Raw genomic sequence first — 16,853 nt, 5'->3', positions numbered from 1 at the left:
TGATCCTTTTTGCTCCAATATAAATAGCACCTCATTTGGTTTTATTAATTTGTAATACAGGACTATAATTCATCTATTATGAAACAAATCGTATTGCTATTTATACTTATAAATTTATCTATCTTACAGAAAATAAATAGTCAAAATTTACCGTATGGTTTTCCAAATACAGACCGTACCAAATTAAGTCTTAACCAAGGGTGGAAATTTCACTTAGGAAATCCGGAAGCTAAAAACTTTACAAAGGAATTAAATGACTCTAATTGGCAAAACGTAAACGTTCCACACACCCTAGAACTTACCTCTTTAGCTTTAGATGGTTTAGAGGATGAAAAAACACAACTAGTTTTTCATAGAAAAGTTGGTTGGTATCGTAAAAATATATCTGTAGGCAACTCTAACAAAAAAGTGTTTTTAGAGTTTGAAGGAGCACACCAAGTAACCAATTTGTGGGTGAATGGTAAACATGTAGGGCAACATGCTGTAGGTGGTTACACTCCTTTTCATTTTGATATTACCAATTTTGTAACCAAAGGGCAAGAAAACCAAATAACTCTTTTAGTAGACAACAGAAGAAACGAAATGATTCCGCCGGACCCAGGACCTTTTGACTATGTAAAGTTTAGTGGTTTATATAGAGATGTATATTTGGTAGAAACAAACCCTGTTCACGTAACTTTTAATTGGGAGACCTTAAACTCGGGGGTGCATATAACCACACCAACCATAGATCCTGTTAATAAAAACGCTACCATTAACATTAAAACAGCGGTTAAAAACGAAAATAAAGAAAAGGTAAACTGTAAAATAATTACCCGCATCTTAAACAAAGAAGGTATTTCTGTTTTACGTTTAGTAGATACATCTACCATAAAACCCCAAGAAGAATACCAATTTAACCAAATAGGTAGTTTAGAAGATAATGTACACTTTTGGGGAATAGACAACCCTTATTTATATCGCGTAAATAGTGTTATAAAAATTGATGGTAAAGAAATAGACTTTGTAGAAACTAAAATTGGACTTCGAAAATTTGAACAAGACCCTGTTCGTGGCTTTCTATTAAATAACGAACCAATAGAGCTTATTGGAGCAAACAGACACCAACAGTACCCCTATTTAGGAGATGCCGTGCCAAATTCGTTACATTATAAAGACATGTTACAGTTTAAAGAATATGGTTTTAATATTATGCGTACTGCACATTACCCGCAAGACAATGCTTTAATAGAAGCTTGTGATGAACTTGGTATTTTAGTATATGAAGAGGCTCCTACGTGGATTTCTATATCGGACAAAGAGGAATGGTGGAATAACCTAGAAAAATCTGCTAAAACTATGATTCGTAACCATAGAAATCATGCTTCTATAATTATGTGGGGAGCCGGAGTAAATCATAGAGGTTATGTGCCACGTGTTCATAACACCATAAAACAAGAAGACCCTACAAGGCTTACTGCTTCTCAAGGGGCCAGGTGGACAGGTTGGCAAACTTCTGGTTTAACCGATGTAAATGCGAACATGTTATACGGGCCTTTTATTTGGGACCGTTCCGAACCTATGTTTGCTATGGAAGGTAGAAGAGGGCCTGCTGCAGTAGCACCATTTAAAAATGACCCTTTAATGACTGGTTTAATTTCCTGGACTGCACATGCTTATTACACCTTTCATCCTACACATGATAAGGCTAAAGATAAAATAGACCGCACCCGTAGCGGAATGATGACTATTTTTAGATATCCACGCCCTGAGTTAGAATGGTACAAAGCGGAAATGCTAAAAACTCCGTTTGTAAATATTCTAGAAGAATGGCAACCAGAAACTAAAGAAATTACTGTTTACAGTAATGCAAATGCGGTAGAACTTTTATCAAACGGTAAATTATTAGAAAAAGCAACCCCAAGTAAAGGCACTATTTATGACGGATTAGAACATGCTCCTTTTCATTTTAAAAATATAAAATATGCTCCTGGAAAGTTAACTGCCAAGGCTATATTTACTAATGGAAGCATTCTTGAAACCTCAAAACAAAATGCTGGAAAACCCTATGCTATTACTCTAAAATTAGATACTGAAGGACGACAATTTAAGGCAGATGGTTCTGATGTTTTAATGGCTTACGCTACAGTTGTAGATAAAAACGGAACCACAGTTCCTAACACAAAGCACTTAATAAAATTTGCGGTTAAAGGAGATGCTTCAGTTATTGGAGATAAAGCTATTATAAATGCTAACCCTATGTTTACAGAATATGGTGTTGCCCCTGCCTTAATTAGAGCGGGAAATACGGTTGGTAAAATAACAATTACCGCAAAAGCTAAAGGGTTAAAATCGGCCAGCGCTAGTACTAATCTAGTTTCTTTTAGTACTAATACCCTTATTAATAATGCTATTGCTATCTATGATTTTACCAAAGAGAGAGTAGATTTAGGTGCTAGCGACCAACTTTTACAATTTAATTGGAACCCATGGTATGGAGCAGACGAAACTAATAATAGTTATTCTTTTAAGTCATTCAAAGGTGCTACAGCAACTATAGAAAAAGGTTCTGTAAATGGTATTAACCGTTGGTTAGGAGAAATGAATGTTATTGGTAAATATGGCTACGCCTATGGCGATGGTGTAATTACCATAGATGATAAAGGAGTAAACTTAGTTTTTAAAAACCTTCCTAAAGGAACTTATAAACTTAAAACGTGGCACCATGCTCCAAGTAGTAATTCAGACCTAATGGATCCTAACAAGGATAAATTAAAGTCTGCTACCATTCATAAATTACCTTATGAAGATGCTATTACCATACTATCAGATGCTTTGGTAGAAACAAAACCTATAACCGCAAAGGTAACATCTGGTAAAGAAATGCAATGGGAAACTCCAGGAACAGGAGAAGTAATTTTTACATCAGATGGAAACAAGCCAGTAAAAATTAATTTTAATGGTAAAGGAAATAAGGGTGTTTGGTTAAATGCTTTTGAGCTTAGTGAGTGGGAGAATTTTTAGAAGTTACCTTCTAAATTTATCCCATGATAAATAAACAATAGAAATTAAGAAAAAGCTGAACAGTGTTATCATTGTTCAGCTTTTTTAGTTGTACCATTTTTGTTTAGGCTATATGACAATAATGAGAAAGAAAAACAGTTTTCAATTAATGATATTATCCGTAATACTCAGAGAAAAGAACTTATAATTGAGCTAAAATCACATTTATATTTCTCTTTTCCGCAGTTGCAATTACTATACTATCCATTATAGTTTATTCAATATTTAATTATGAAAAATTTACTTAACTTAAAACGTCTTTTTATTGTACCACTAGTAATACTTACTACTGCATGTTCTTCGGAACAAGATGCAATTACACCAAATAATAGTGGGTCTATTAAACTATCTGATGCTGAAAACATTCAGATTTTCCCACAAAATCATCCACTAAATAAAGAGGTGTCTAATAGTCCAGTAGATTCAAAATCTAGTGCAATACTAGAAAATATAGGATTAAATGCGGGTCTTTTTGCCGATTTTGGTAGTGGTCTATATAACGACGTTCCTATTGGTATACCTTATACCGTAGTTAATGGTAGCCAACCAAATGTGCCTATTACTTTTAATGAAAGTGGTTATCCTTCAGAAAGTGATAAGGGTCCTTTTCCTATTCCCTTAGATGCTCCGATAGAAGGTAATGGAAAAGGGGATAGTCATGTTATTTCTGTGGATATAGAAAACGGTATGTTATATGAATTATTCCATTCAAAGCAAGTTGGTGCTGGTTTTGAAGTATCTAGCGCAGCAGTTTTCGATTTAAATGCAAATACCTTTAGACCAGATGGGTGGACATCTGCAGATGCGGCGGGTTTACCAATTTTCCCTTTACTTGTTAGATATAGTGAAATAGAAAAAGGAGAAATAGACCATCCCATTCGTTTTACAATACCTAGATCAAAAATTTATGAAGGGTATCTGCATCCTGCACGTCATTTAGTTTCTGGTAATAAAAATGACCAATTATTACCATTCGGAGCTGTTTTAAGACTTAAATCAACATTTGATACCAGTGATTTTTCTGAAACGAATAAAATAATTCTAAAAGCAATGAAAAAACACGGATTAATTTTGGCAGATGTTGGATCCACTATGTTTATATCTGGCGCACCAGATGAACGCTGGAATAATGACGACCTTAAAGAATTAAAAAAAGTAACCTTAAAGAATTTTGATGTCATCCAAATGGGAGAAATAAAAACGAAGTAAAATAGTCTAAGAAAAAACAATTTTCTCCAGAGTTACATCCGTAAAAGAAATGTAACGGAAAACTCTAGAATTAGGAGAAGTAATTTATACAATGGACGAAAACAACCCAGTAAAAATTAATTTCAAAGGGAAAGAAAATAAAGAAGTTTGGTTAAGTGCTTTTAAGCTAAGTGAATGGACCAAATTTTAGAACTCTCAACAAAAGCTGAATACAAACAAAAAGCCCTTACAGAAATGTAAGGGCTTTGTTTTGCTTGTGGTCCCACATGGGCTCGAACCATGGACCCCCTGATTATGAGAAACTAAAAAACAGTTACATTTAGTTGCTTATGTTTTCTTTTGTATTGATTATCAGTATTTTATAATATTTCTTTTTGCATCTATTTACTAATAAACTACCTTTAATCGATGATTTGTTGTACCTATGTTGTACCCGTTATAAAAAACAATGGCTTCTATCAAGACAATTTTACGAAAAAAATCACTAGCCAATGGCCACTTTCCTGTTTGTTTGAGAGTGACCAAAGATAGACGCACTAAATACTTTAAAACTCTTTTCAGTATTCCAGAAAATGAATGGGATTTAAAAGGCGGTCAATTCAATAAACGAAATGCAAATTATATTCAGAATAATCGCCTTTTAAATAAAATTCTGGATAGAGCTCTGAAGATTTATGGCAATTTAGAGATAGAGACCGAAGATTTTACTCTAGAAGATTTTGAAAAACATTTTAGGGTTGATTCCAATCCAGCTCGTCAAAAAGAGGTTTTTTCTTTTTGGAAAGAAATCATTGATGAAATGAATGAAGCAGGGCGAACAGGAAATGCCAAAGTAAACTCTGAAGCCTTAAACTCTGTAAAACTATTTCATCAAAAAGAAAGACTATCATTTAAAGAAATAACACCAACTTTTTTAATTAAGTATGAGGTTTTTTTAAGATCTCGCGGCGGTACTGATGGAGGAATTGGAGTACGAATGAGATCTATACGTGCGCTTTTTAATTTTGCAATTCAACGTAACATAACCAAGGAAGGCTATTACCCGTTTAGAACTTACAAATTATCTAAGCTTAAAGGAAAAGCCATAAAAAAGGCTTTAACGATGGACGAGGTTACGAAAATTACACATATAAATCTTGAAGATTATCCAACATTAATAAATGCCCAAAATTATTTCATCTTTAGCTTCTACACACGAGGAATGAATTTTGCTGATATGATTAAACTGAGGTGGAAAGATGTTAGCTATGATAGGATTCATTATACTAGGTCTAAAACAAAAGGTAATTTCTCTATCAAAATATTAGAGCCTGTTCAAAAGATTTTAGATTATTATAAGGATATAAATCCGCATACCTCTTATGTATTCCCTGTTCTCTTTAGAGAAGACTATACGCCCACTCAGTTAGAAAACAGAAAGCACAAAATGTTAGTTCGTTATAACCAAGATTTGAAAAAAATTGCTGCTATGTGCCAAATTAATAAACCCATGAGTAGCTATGTCGCTCGTCATAGTTTTGCCAATTGTCTTAAACAAAAAGGTGTAGCCACAGACATAATAAGTGAATCTATGGGACACAAAAATTTGACTGTAACCCAATCTTATTTAAAAGAGTTGGAAAGTCGTGTTATTGATGAAGCTAGTGAGATATTGCTCTAACTCAATTCATTCTCAAAAATCTAAATTTATACAGTGCTATTCCTAATTTCCTGCCATGCCATTTATAAATGTTTCAACAAAGTCTGTGATTCGGCTCAGTATTCTGTCGCCTAATTTTTTGCGTTGAAGAAGACTTGGTTTTTCACCTTCAAGTAGTTCTAAAACCTCATCTCTAAGTGGTATCTTTTCAGCAAAAAGATAGTCTTCAATTAGCTTTTCAGTTTTCTCAGAAGAAAGTTTTTCTTCTTCTACTAATTTGTCAAATGCGTTTTGCTGTTCCTTATTCCAGTATTTATCAAATTCAGGTATTACTTCATTAGAGTCTTTAATGATTGGTAAATTCTCTTCTATGAATCTTTCTATTAATTCACGTTTACTACGAAGCGTTGTTTCCGTATTTAGTAAGTTGAAAATTTCCTTTTCTGCTTTGCTTGTATCTTTTTGTGTGTTAGCTTTGAGTTTAATTAAAAGTTGGATAATGTAAGTGACATTAATTTCATCACGGTGAATTAACTCTAATTCAAAATCAACATCTTCTAAAATAGAGACTTTCTCCTTTTGGTTATTACTTTTTACCTTGTCATATAGATCAAGATATTTACTTTTATAATCTTCAAATTCTTGCTCCGACATTTGCAAACCTTCCCAATTAAAATCAGAAAATGCTGAAAGAATATTCTTAATACGCATTAAGTCACGAAATGCTTTGATAAAGTTTAACTCATCTTCTTCAGTTAATAAATGATTTACACTATCAACGGTTGGAGCGTAAAGTTTTAATTGTTCAAAAGCTTCATCAAATTTGGTTGCATATTCTTCATAAGGTTGCATAACAATTACCTCTATGGCCTCTTTGTTGCTAAATAGTGTAATAGCCTCATCCGTTCTGTTTTTTAGATTCCTGAATACTACAATGTTTCCTTGTGATTTTTGTTCATTTAGAATTCTATTCGTTCTTGAATAAGCCTGTATCAATCCATGGTGTTGAAGGTTCTTGTCCACATAAAGTGTGTTCAATGTTTTGCTGTCAAAACCAGTCAGGAACATATTAACGACTAACAGAATGTCAATTTTACGCTCTTTTACTTTTTTTGAAATATCGTTGTAATAATTGTAAAAATCTTGACTATCCTTGGTGCTATATTTTACATCAAAAAGCTGATTGTAATCCTCAATGTATTCATCTAGCTTTTCTCTCGTGTGTTTACTTTTTTTATATTGTGGACTGTCTTCGGCAACAATGTTTAAATCGAAACTGTCAAAATCTTCTTCAAAATTGATAAATCCATTTGCATCTTGATCAGGCTCATTTGCACCATAACTAAATATAGTGGCAATTTTAAGGTTGTGTTCTCCAGCTTCTTTCTTTCTTTTTAAAATGTCATAATATTTAATAAGTGTTGGCACACTATTAATACAGAACATTGCCGTAAACTCTTTGTTGTGTGTTTTACGACTGTGATTGGCAATGATGTAATCGGAAATCTTTTCCAATCGTTTTTCATCCTCCATCAATTCTTTTGTATCAATATCTTCAACTTCAATATCTATTTCAGTTGCAGAATTTTTCTTTTTGTACCTACCAACATACTCAACGGAAAACTTTAAAACATTCTCATCTTTAATAGCATCTGTAATCACATATTTGTGTAAACATTCATCAAATAAATCTTTAGTAGTTCGGGCAATAGCTTCACTTTTATTGGCGTTTTCTTTTAATATTGGAGTACCTGTGAAACCAAACATCTGATTATTGCTGAAGAATTCTTTTATTCGCTTATGTGTATCTCCAAATTGACTTCTATGACATTCATCAAAAATGAAAACAATTTTCTTGTCTTTCAGGTCAGCCATTTTAGCTTCATACTTCAGCTTAGTTATGGCCGTATTCAACTTTTGAATAGTGGTAACAATTAGTTTGGAGTTTTTAGATACTCCCTTTTTGTCTTTATAAGTTCCTGTGAATTGTTGGACTAGGTTTTTAGTATTGTCTGTTCCATCAATGCAACCTTCACTAAAGCTATTAAACTCCTTGGTTGTTTGGTAATCCAAATCTTTTCTGTCAACTACAAATACGACTTTATGAACTTCTGGAAGTTTCATAATTACCTGACTTGTTTTAAAACTCGTTAGGGTTTTTCCTGAGCCCGTGGTATGCCAGATATATCCGTTTTTGGTGGAGTTCTTTACGCGATCAATAATCGCTTCTACTGCATAATATTGGTATGGTCGCAAAACCATAGGGATTTTTTGTGCCTCATTCAGTACAATGTATTTACATATCATTTTACTGAGATGGCATTTTTCTAAGAACGAATCGGTGAATCCATTAAGTATATTCGTTTCTCTGTTGTTTTCCCTATCCGTCCAAAAGAAGGTTTGTTTGAAACTTTGGTTTCTGTTGTTAGCGTAATATTTAGTATTTCTACCGTTACTAACAACAAATATTTGAACGTATTGAAATAAAGCATTACCAGAACCAAAAGAATGACGTTGATAACGGTTGATTTGGTTGAATGCTTCTTTTAGCTCTAGACCACTTCGTTTGAGCTCTATTTGAACTAAGGGCATACCGTTAATCAGAAGCGTTACATCATAGCGATTTTTGTATTTACCTTCTTGTGTTATTTGATTAGTTACTTGGTATTGATTACGACACCAATATTCTGTATTTAGGAATTCAAAATAAAGGTTGTCTCCATTGTCTCGTACAATATGTTGTTTTTCTCTCAGTATTTTACTTTTTTCAAATACAGTTCCTTTGCTAAGGATATTCAACACTTTATCAAATTCAGTTGGAGAAAAAGTAATGCTATTATGTTTTTCTAATTGAGATTTTAAGTTTCGCAATAAGTCTTTTTCACTATTGATTACGGTAAATTCATACCCCAATTTTTGAAGTTGAGCAATCAACTGTTGTTCTAATATTTGTTCAGATTGTTTACTCATGTTCTTCCAATTCTAATGTTTCTAGATAATCTTGTAGTTCTTGCTCATAAGCAACTATATCTTGTTCAAACAATGCTTTACTGTAGCTTAAAAAGCCAAAATCATTTTCGGTATCTAATTTTTCATTGAATTCAGGGTTATCTTCATATGCTAACTCTTTTACAGCTTTTACTTTGGAAAAACAATGCAAAACATAATGAAGCATATTATCAGTAATATTCATCACTAAGTTTGAAAACTGGGAATCGCTGAAATAATCTTTAGGGGATAGCTTACCGTGAGAAATATCACCTCTTCTATTTCTTAATTCTCCAATAGAAACAATGAGTTTATTGATTTTATTGACAAAATCTATTTCTATATCCTCATTAAACTCTGCCAATTTATTCATAGATTTTCTGACTAAAGGATGAAAATCCATTTTGTCTGCTACTGCTGAATCATAAGCACTATCAACTTGATTCCAAATAAATTTTGAAATACCTTCTAAAAGTGCCTTGCAACTTTCAATAGCGATATCAGGATTATCGTTTACATTGTTTTCAATCTTATCAATAATAATATTATAATAATCAATGTTGCTATATTCAGCTTCTAATTGCTCCAAGATGTCTTTAGTTTGCTTCATAGCTTAACAAAACATTTTTTGTAATAATCCTTTTTTCCATTGCTCCGTATCGTTCAACTTTTTATCTATTAATCCTATTTTTTTGTCAATAGAAGATAGAAAGTCAGCTATTTTGGTTTGCTCATCTACTTTAGGAAAAAACCATTTAATTTTTAGAAACTCTTTTTTACTTAATACTCGGTTTCTACCAGCACCTCCAGGAGAAATTAAATCAAGAATATTTCGAAATTCTTTTTGGACAAAAACAAATTGAAAAAATTCATGAATAACTAAGTCTCTATTAAATGTATATGTTGGAAATCTATGTGAGACATGCCCTCCTTCATCTTTCTTTTTTACTAGGGCAATGGCTCCTTCCCAAGCAAAAGTGATATTGACAATCAAGTCATTTTCCTTTACAGTAAAGAGTTTATCCATTGAAATTTTTGATGGGTCTGAGTTTGGTTTTTGAAATGTGCCTTTACAATGACTTCTAATTCCAATTGCTAGATACTTATCTTTTGGAGTTGATACCTCTCTAAGTGTTGGAATTAAAAACTCTGAAAGCTCTAATTCCTCCCATTCAGGAAAATCTTTCCCTTTATCATTTTTAAATCGAATAGCTTGAGAGAATAATTTTTGAGAAACCCCTTTCTTGTATTCTTCCAATAACTCTTTATTGTTTTTGAGTGCTTGTGTTTTTTTGTCAATAGTAGAGAAGAAAGAAGCTATCTTGGTTTGTTCTGGTATTTTTGGAAGCAACAATTCCAACTGAGATAATTGCGTTGAATAAAGATGTACTACCGATATCCCTTGTGCCAATCTTGCTATCTCAATTTTCTTTTTACTGTTCAAATAATAGGAAAGAAAAACACCATTGTTTTCTGTCTTTATAATATTTAAATCCCCACCTAAAGCAATTCCTGATTTTAAAACACAAGATGCTGTAGCAATATCTAGTTGAGATTCACCAGATGCTGGAATAATTACATCATTTGCTTCGCTAAGTATTAATTCATTTTTATCAACATTTGTTCTCGAAACTACTTCATCTATTGTTTCTCCGTATGTCGTATAAAGCTCTCCATATCTAATGCATGCCGTCTCGCCATTTTCGGCTATGTCAGCTTTAGAAATACCCTTTCCTTTTGAGAAATTCTTTTTTTCTAAAGAACCTTTACTCCAATCTTCATTGAACTCAGGAAAACGCAGCTTGGGTATGTTTTTTTGTTTTGCCATTTCTAAAAAGGTGCTGTGATTTTAAGATCTTTACAGAATTGTTCTATTATTTTATCAATACCAACCATAGAATCATCCACTTTACTTATTTTTTTGGCAATAGCTTCTATATCAATATCAGGTTCCTCCTCAAATGTATCAACATACCGAGGTATGTTCAGGTTGTAATCGTTTTTAGCAATTTCTTTTAAGGTAGCTTTATGACTGTATTTTTCTAACTCATTTCTGTTACGGTAAGTCTCAACTATTTTATTAATATGTTTATCTTTAAGCTGGTTTTGGTTTTTAGCTTTTTCGTACTCATTACTCGCATCAATAAACAAGACATCATCAGGGTTTTCTCTACATTTTTTAAAAATCAAAATACAAGTTGGGATGCTCGTTCCATAGAAAATGTTGGCTGGTAAGCCAATTACAGCATCCAAGTAATTTTTATTTTCAATTAAATACCTTCTAATGTGTTGCTCTGCCGAACCTCTAAATAATACACCATGAGGTAAAATAATACCCATTGTTCCGTTTTCAGCTAAGTGGTGAATCATGTGTTGCACAAAGGCAAAATCTGCTTTACTACTAGGAGCTAGTTTACCATATTGGCTGAAACGGTCATCACTTGTAAATAATGGATTAGCACTCCACTTTGCGGAGAATGGAGGGTTAGCTACAATGGCTTCAAATTCCATATCAATGTGCTGTGGCCTCTCCAAGGTGTCTTCTTGCTTAATATCAAATTCACGGTAATGCACACCGTGCAAAATCATATTCATTCGTGCCAAGTTATATGTGGTACGATTCATTTCTTGTCCGTAAAAATCCCCCACATCATCTACTTCCTTTGCCACACGAAGTAATAGAGAACCTGATCCGCAAGTTGGATCATAAACAGACTTTAGTTTCTGTTTACCTGTAGTTACAATCTTTGCCAAGATCATAGAAACTTCCTGAGGGGTATAAAATTCACCTGCCTTTTTACCAGCATTACTTGCGAATTGCCCAATCAAATACTCATAGGCATCTCCTAGTACATCTAGTTCAGTATGTTCTAATTTGAAATCAATTTTATCAAGGTGAGTTAAAACTTTGGCAATAATGGTATTTCGAGCTTCAGGAGTTTTACCCAGTTTGGTACTGTTCAAATCCATATCTTCAAAGAGATTGTCAAAATCTTCCTCACTATCTGTACCCATAGTGCTCAATTGAATATTGAGCAATATTTTTTGTACATCCTCTAATATGAAACCTGTTTTTTCTTCATCAAAATGATCGTCTTCATTGTTTTCTCCTTTACCTCTTACAGCTACTTCAGAAAACAATTCTTCAGGTTTTAAGAAGTAACCTAGTTGTTCTAATGCTTCTTCTTTGATGGCCTTTAAATATTCATCAAAATCAGGCATTGAAGGGTTTATTTCTCGAAACTTTATTTTGTCTTGTTTCAATATTTCGTTGGCGAAAATTTCCATCTTTTCACTTAAGTACTTATAGAAAATGAATCCTAAAATATAATCGCGAAATTCATCCGCATTCATTTTGCCTCTAAGTGTATCAGCAATATTCCAAAGCTGCTTTTTTAATTCTTTTTTATGATCTTCAGACATTCTTTATTTCAATTCGTTCATAATATTTTTAAGTAGTACATCAAAACCCAATGATTCACCATGTATCATACTATTTTGCATTTCTTTATAATCAGATTTGTAGTTATCCAAGAATTCTTTTGGCGGAATAACATTAAGACTTTGTAAAGTCAAACTTTCATAATCCGTAGTTTTCATTGGGGTTAACACACTTCTATGAGTAATTATACTTTCAAAAAGAGATGTATTTTTCAAAGCAGCCTGCCCATATTCAGAATTTAGTATTTGCCCAATATCATAGAAATGCCTTGACATACGTAAATGCCTTATTTTCTCTGGAGGTTTTTGAAACTCTTCATGAAGGAGAATGAGTTTTTCTAAAAATGTCTTTTGAGGGTTAGTGGCATTCACAATAAATTCTTCTTCCGAAAAATCTGCTTCATGATAATGTTCATCAATTATTGATTTAATAGCAACTTCTTGATTGGGTTCAATTAACGACCTAGCGCTAACCTCAATCAATACTCTTGTAGGTAGATAAGGCAAATCTCCAAATAGTGACTGATAGTTCACTTTAATAGTTTCTGGATCTTGATCAGACACCTGTGTATTTTCTACTATAATTTCAAATAGGGTTTCATCTAACCCGTATGCTATTAATTGTTGTCTTAACAATTCGGATAAATCTTTAGAAACAAAAGAGTGGCAGGCTCTTCTTAATTTTCGAATTTGCCCTTTTGACAAATCCCCTTCAAACCCCAAGTATTGTCTGTCAATACCTAAATCAATATCTTCTGAAAACCGTTGAATTAAATTAAAAGCTTTACTCAATGAAGTTCCTCCTTTGAAAATTAAATGATTGGCTAAACCTGAAGTGAATATCATTCGTAACATTAATGTAACCCAAGCATCTTTTTCTATAGCCTGTGGAGGTAAATTGGTTTTTACACCAATTTGAGTAAACAATTCTGTTTGCTCTTCTTTTGATAATGTTAACCAGTTATTCATTTATCTACTATTATTTTCTGAATCCAAATAGGTGCATTATTTAGATTTTTATAAACTATTTCTTGTTCTTTACTCTTTTCTATTATCCTCTGTATTTTATCAAGCTGTTCTGGAGTAACATGTTTTTCTCCAATTTCTTTTAATGCCTGAATTATAAGATTGGTTAATCTATGCTCAATGCTTAAATTTTTAGGGTTTGTCTTTTTAAACTGAATAGTTTGATTTCCGACTTTTATGTTCCTAGCAGAACCATCTGTTAAGAACACTACTTTCAATGGGATTTGAGTAGATAACCCCAATAAATTTAAAGCTGTAGAACCCGTGGCTATTATCCGTGCCTTATCACGTTTTGCAATAGCTTTGGCTATTTGTTCAGCATGAGGATAAATAACCCCTAAGCGCTTGTGTATTTTGGGTAAAAAATATATTCCTTTTGCAATGCGTTTTATGCTATCATCCTTCGTTAAGCGTTGTAAAGATTTTCGAATTGCTTCGTAATTTCCAAGCTCGATAAAATCTGAAATAAAGAATATTTCTCCAGGTTTAATTTTCTTTTGTATGGTATTAAAATCCATCATTGTCCCAAAAATAGATAAAAATCGGGACAAATATAATTAAAATACTGCAATAATTGTCCCGAAAATAGTAATTATTTGGGACAATTCTATTAGAAGAAATGCGAGCTAAGTAGCATTTTTTACTATCTATCGTTCAAAATTACTAAACTTCTGAATACATAAAAATCAATTAATCATGGAGTTCTTTTCTCAATAGTAATATCAGAAGTTCTTTCTGAAACGACCTTTGTATGATAGACATAAACCAATGAAGTTACAGAAAAAAGAATAGCTACAATAAACGTGATAACCGCCCATTTAGGGTATACCCCAGCTGTCTTAAATAAGGATTCCATTCGATTGTAAAATCGTTCCTGTTGTTCCCTTTGATCCTCTAATTGCTTACTATGCTCTTTTAAAACTTCTTTGATCTCCTTCAGGTCGATAGAAATCTTTACATCCTTCATGTGGTCGTTGATGGTTTCCAATCGGTTGACATCATCTCGGAGAACTTCCATTTCAGACGTTAGCAATTCAATATATTCTTTAATCTTTATCATGATATAGTGTTTAAATTCCTAGCCCTGCATCAATGGTGTATTTTATTGTTTTTTTAGCAATTTTCTTTAGAATACTAATTGCCAATCTTGGAGCTACAGGAACTGCATTATTTAATATTTTTACGGGTGCTATACTTTTTATTTTGGTATTGGATTGACTATACAACTGTTGCCCAATATTACTTCCAGTCATACTCCGGTGTACCTCACTACCTTTTAAATTATAGCCATTGAATTCGAATCGAAATCCCTGGAGCTTTCCCCCTTTATTAATACTAGGAATTACTTTTACCCCATTAGTCTCCATCGATTTGATATAATCCTCGAAATTCTTGGGTGTAAATTGTTTTAATGTAAGTTCATGTCTTCGCTTTATTTCCTGTCTAACGTCTTGGAGTAAGAACTCCTTTTCCATTTGCACTTGCTTTACAGTTGTCAACTGCAATTGTTCCGCTACCTTTTCCGCTGCTTGTTGACTTAGTTTTCCAATAAAACTATCGTTATAAGCTACTCCTTTATAATCAATCCGATTTACGTATAAATGAATGTGAGTATGCTGTTTATCTCTATGAACAAAGGCAATCGCTTGTCGTTCTCCTAGTTTCATCTGTTCCATAAATTTTTGACATACTTTTTCAAAATCTTTTAGTTTCAATCGTTTCCCATCTTCTACAGTTGGGCTAAGAACAAAAGAAAGCGTGTTCTTTTGGCAATGATAATTTTGATCCTGGAGCATTTTAAATTCCTGTGTTATTTCTTCAGGGTTGTTGCCTATCAATTCCTGTTTAAAAACTACTTCAGCATCTTTTTCCTGATTCCATCCATAAGACATAGAAGCTTTGGTGTGGGCAATAGCCATTCCTTTTCCAATCATGGTGAGAACTTTTGAAGATGGTCTTTTATTTCGTCAGCCAACCAATACACTTTTTCAGTTAAATGAGGATTACGTTTTCGATACATGTTTCCTATTGCTTTAAAATTGTTGTGGAATTTTACTAGAGTCCTATAAATAGTAATCTCATCTTCCGTCAGGCGTTCGGTTATCTTTTTTTCAAAAGCAACCCTTCTAAAATATTCGCTAAGAGTCAATCCACATCGTCTTGCACGATTCTTCAATAGTTTCTTTTCTAGTGATGTACATCGGAATTTAATCAGTTCTGTTTTCCCTTTAAACACCCTTTTTTTTTCATTGCGACCATCGGGAGTAATCGAGTTTGTGTCCACAGACACACATCTCGAATTCGTTTGCACCGAATCTTCCTCGCCTAGCTGAAGTATTAAAAAATCGCTATCTTCTAACTGTTTGGTAGTAAGTTGTATTTTGTTTTTCCGTTCTTCTGATTTTCGTTCTACCCAATCAAAGTTTTCATCTCTGTCATCGTATTCTAATCCCATAACATCAATTTTTCATTAGCATCTTTATGAGCTTTATAAATTTCTCTACAATCAATAGTAGAAGGAAAAACATTTAATAAATATTCTGTTGCCTTATCTCCTGAAATATCGTTATCTAAACACAGTTTGATAGTTGTATAGCTTTTTAGCAAAAGACCAACACGTTTTACAAATGCCACTGAATTAAGAACAATCAAGTCATGCTCATGAAAATCCTTATTTAATAAAACTGGTAAAGAGAGTAAGTCAAACATCCCTTCAATAATCATTAGGTTTTCATTTCCGTTATTGAAATAACTATAAGATTTAGGTGTGGTAGACGTTTTATAATATTTGTTTCGAAGTTCCCATCCGTCTAACTGATTTTTGAGTCCAAGAGCGAAAAGTGTTTTTTCGTTATTTCTATACCAAACCTCTTTACAGTATCGTTTAGCTATTTGCAGTGGTATTTTTCTTGACTTCAAATAGTTAATTAATGCCTGATGTTGAATAAGCTGCACTTTTAGGATTTCTAATTTTCCTGTTTCTTTTTCCAATTCCAAAAATGAATGTTGTTGAACATAAACATCACTCATATCGTTTGATAAAATAGTTAGTGCTTCCTTTACAGAACAGTGGTTTAATTTAACTACCAAATCTATTGCATTGCCTCCCTCAAAAGTTCCAAAGTCAATCCAGTAGTTTTGTTTTAAAGAGACCTTAAAAGAGGCTTGTGTTTCTGACCTGAAAGGACTTAGAAACCAAGCTTCTTTTTCCGTTTTCCGATTGGGAAAATGTCCTAGTTTTGCAAGTATTTTAACGACGCAAAGACTACGGGCTTTTTCGCAATTCATTATTTCTTTTTTCATTTGCTTTTACTTTTTGTAATTTCTCTTACCTTCCTACCATTAAGCCTATACATGGGGATTCCCATCACATTAACTCAGTAAATAGTCTTACCTATCCTACACTTTTGGGTAGGTTAGGTAATCATTAGGTAGAATAGGTTTTAAGCATCTTACCTAAAAACACACCCTGTATTATTACTATTATATCTTTCAGGTAAGTAGGTAA

13 protein-coding genes are annotated in these 16,853 nt (G+C 32.9%); 3 read left to right on the top strand and 10 right to left on the bottom strand.

Translation table 11 applies throughout. From position 1 onward, the window contains the following. The first annotated feature begins 78 nt into the window (after window positions 1-78). The 3 genes from Q0856_RS16865 to Q0856_RS16855 all read left to right on the top strand — a co-directional run bounded on the left by Q0856_RS16865 (window position 79) and on the right by Q0856_RS16855 (window position 5,911). Window positions 79-3,003 carry a glycoside hydrolase family 2 TIM barrel-domain containing protein gene (locus Q0856_RS16865; protein ID WP_298506924.1) on the top strand — a complete coding sequence of 975 codons (2,925 nt, stop codon included), beginning with the start codon at window positions 79-81 and terminating at the stop codon, window positions 3,001-3,003. A gap of 270 nt (window positions 3,004-3,273) precedes the next feature. Beyond that, the gene (locus Q0856_RS16860) at window positions 3,274-4,251 is read left to right on the top strand and encodes a hypothetical protein (protein ID WP_298478396.1); all 978 of its coding nucleotides are present in this window, start codon (window positions 3,274-3,276) and stop codon (window positions 4,249-4,251) included. A gap of 448 nt (window positions 4,252-4,699) precedes the next feature. Next, window positions 4,700-5,911 carry a site-specific integrase gene (locus Q0856_RS16855; protein ID WP_298506923.1) on the top strand — a complete coding sequence of 404 codons (1,212 nt, stop codon included), beginning with the start codon at window positions 4,700-4,702 and terminating at the stop codon, window positions 5,909-5,911. Between the two features lie 42 nt (window positions 5,912-5,953). Here the strand turns inward: Q0856_RS16855 and Q0856_RS16850 are convergent, their stop codons facing one another. From Q0856_RS16850 to Q0856_RS16805, 10 genes are all read right to left on the bottom strand, one after another. Further along, on the bottom strand, window positions 5,954-8,860 hold the full coding sequence (locus Q0856_RS16850) for a type I restriction endonuclease subunit R (protein WP_298506922.1): 2,907 nt from the start codon (window positions 8,858-8,860) through the stop codon (window positions 5,954-5,956). Further along, window positions 8,853-9,488 (bottom strand): abortive infection family protein, encoded by a 636-nt coding sequence (locus tag Q0856_RS16845; RefSeq protein WP_298506921.1) that lies wholly within the window; start codon window positions 9,486-9,488, stop codon window positions 8,853-8,855. The genes Q0856_RS16850 and Q0856_RS16845 overlap by 8 nt, the downstream gene beginning before the upstream one ends. A 3-nt stretch (window positions 9,489-9,491) precedes the next feature. Next, window positions 9,492-10,706 carry a restriction endonuclease subunit S gene (locus tag Q0856_RS16840; protein WP_298506920.1) on the bottom strand — a complete coding sequence of 405 codons (1,215 nt, stop codon included), beginning with the start codon at window positions 10,704-10,706 and terminating at the stop codon, window positions 9,492-9,494. Between the two features lie 2 nt (window positions 10,707-10,708). Next, a complete protein-coding gene (locus Q0856_RS16835; protein ID WP_298506919.1) occupies window positions 10,709-12,301 on the bottom strand; it encodes a type I restriction-modification system subunit M in 1,593 nt (530 codons plus the stop codon). Between the two features lie 3 nt (window positions 12,302-12,304). After that, the gene (locus Q0856_RS16830) at window positions 12,305-13,288 is read right to left on the bottom strand and encodes a nucleotidyl transferase AbiEii/AbiGii toxin family protein (protein WP_298506918.1); all 984 of its coding nucleotides are present in this window, start codon (window positions 13,286-13,288) and stop codon (window positions 12,305-12,307) included. Continuing rightward, a complete protein-coding gene (locus Q0856_RS16825) occupies window positions 13,285-13,866 on the bottom strand; it encodes a DUF6088 family protein (protein WP_298506917.1) in 582 nt (193 codons plus the stop codon). Before Q0856_RS16825 ends, Q0856_RS16830 begins: the two co-directional genes overlap by 4 nt. Before the next feature lie 173 nt (window positions 13,867-14,039). After that, on the bottom strand, window positions 14,040-14,405 hold the full coding sequence (locus tag Q0856_RS16820) for a DUF6730 family protein (RefSeq protein WP_366139618.1): 366 nt from the start codon (window positions 14,403-14,405) through the stop codon (window positions 14,040-14,042). A 10-nt stretch (window positions 14,406-14,415) separates the two neighbouring features. Beyond that, a complete protein-coding gene (locus Q0856_RS16815; RefSeq protein ID WP_298506915.1) occupies window positions 14,416-15,279 on the bottom strand; it encodes a relaxase/mobilization nuclease domain-containing protein in 864 nt (287 codons plus the stop codon). Beyond that, window positions 15,276-15,800, bottom strand: a complete 525-nt coding sequence (gene mbpA / locus Q0856_RS16810; protein WP_298506914.1) for a mobilization protein MbpA — start codon at window positions 15,798-15,800, stop codon at window positions 15,276-15,278. The genes Q0856_RS16815 and mbpA overlap by 4 nt, the downstream gene beginning before the upstream one ends. Next, window positions 15,791-16,648 (bottom strand): toprim domain-containing protein, encoded by an 858-nt coding sequence (locus Q0856_RS16805; RefSeq protein WP_298506913.1) that lies wholly within the window; start codon window positions 16,646-16,648, stop codon window positions 15,791-15,793. The genes mbpA and Q0856_RS16805 overlap by 10 nt, the downstream gene beginning before the upstream one ends. Window positions 16,649-16,853: the final 205 nt, after the last annotated feature.

This window comes from uncultured Maribacter sp., assembly GCF_947496775.1.
Taxonomy (GTDB): Bacteria; Bacteroidota; Bacteroidia; order Flavobacteriales; family Flavobacteriaceae; genus Maribacter_B.
Note: the sequence above shows the minus strand (reverse complement) of the source record. Positions and strands in the feature narration are given on the sequence as shown.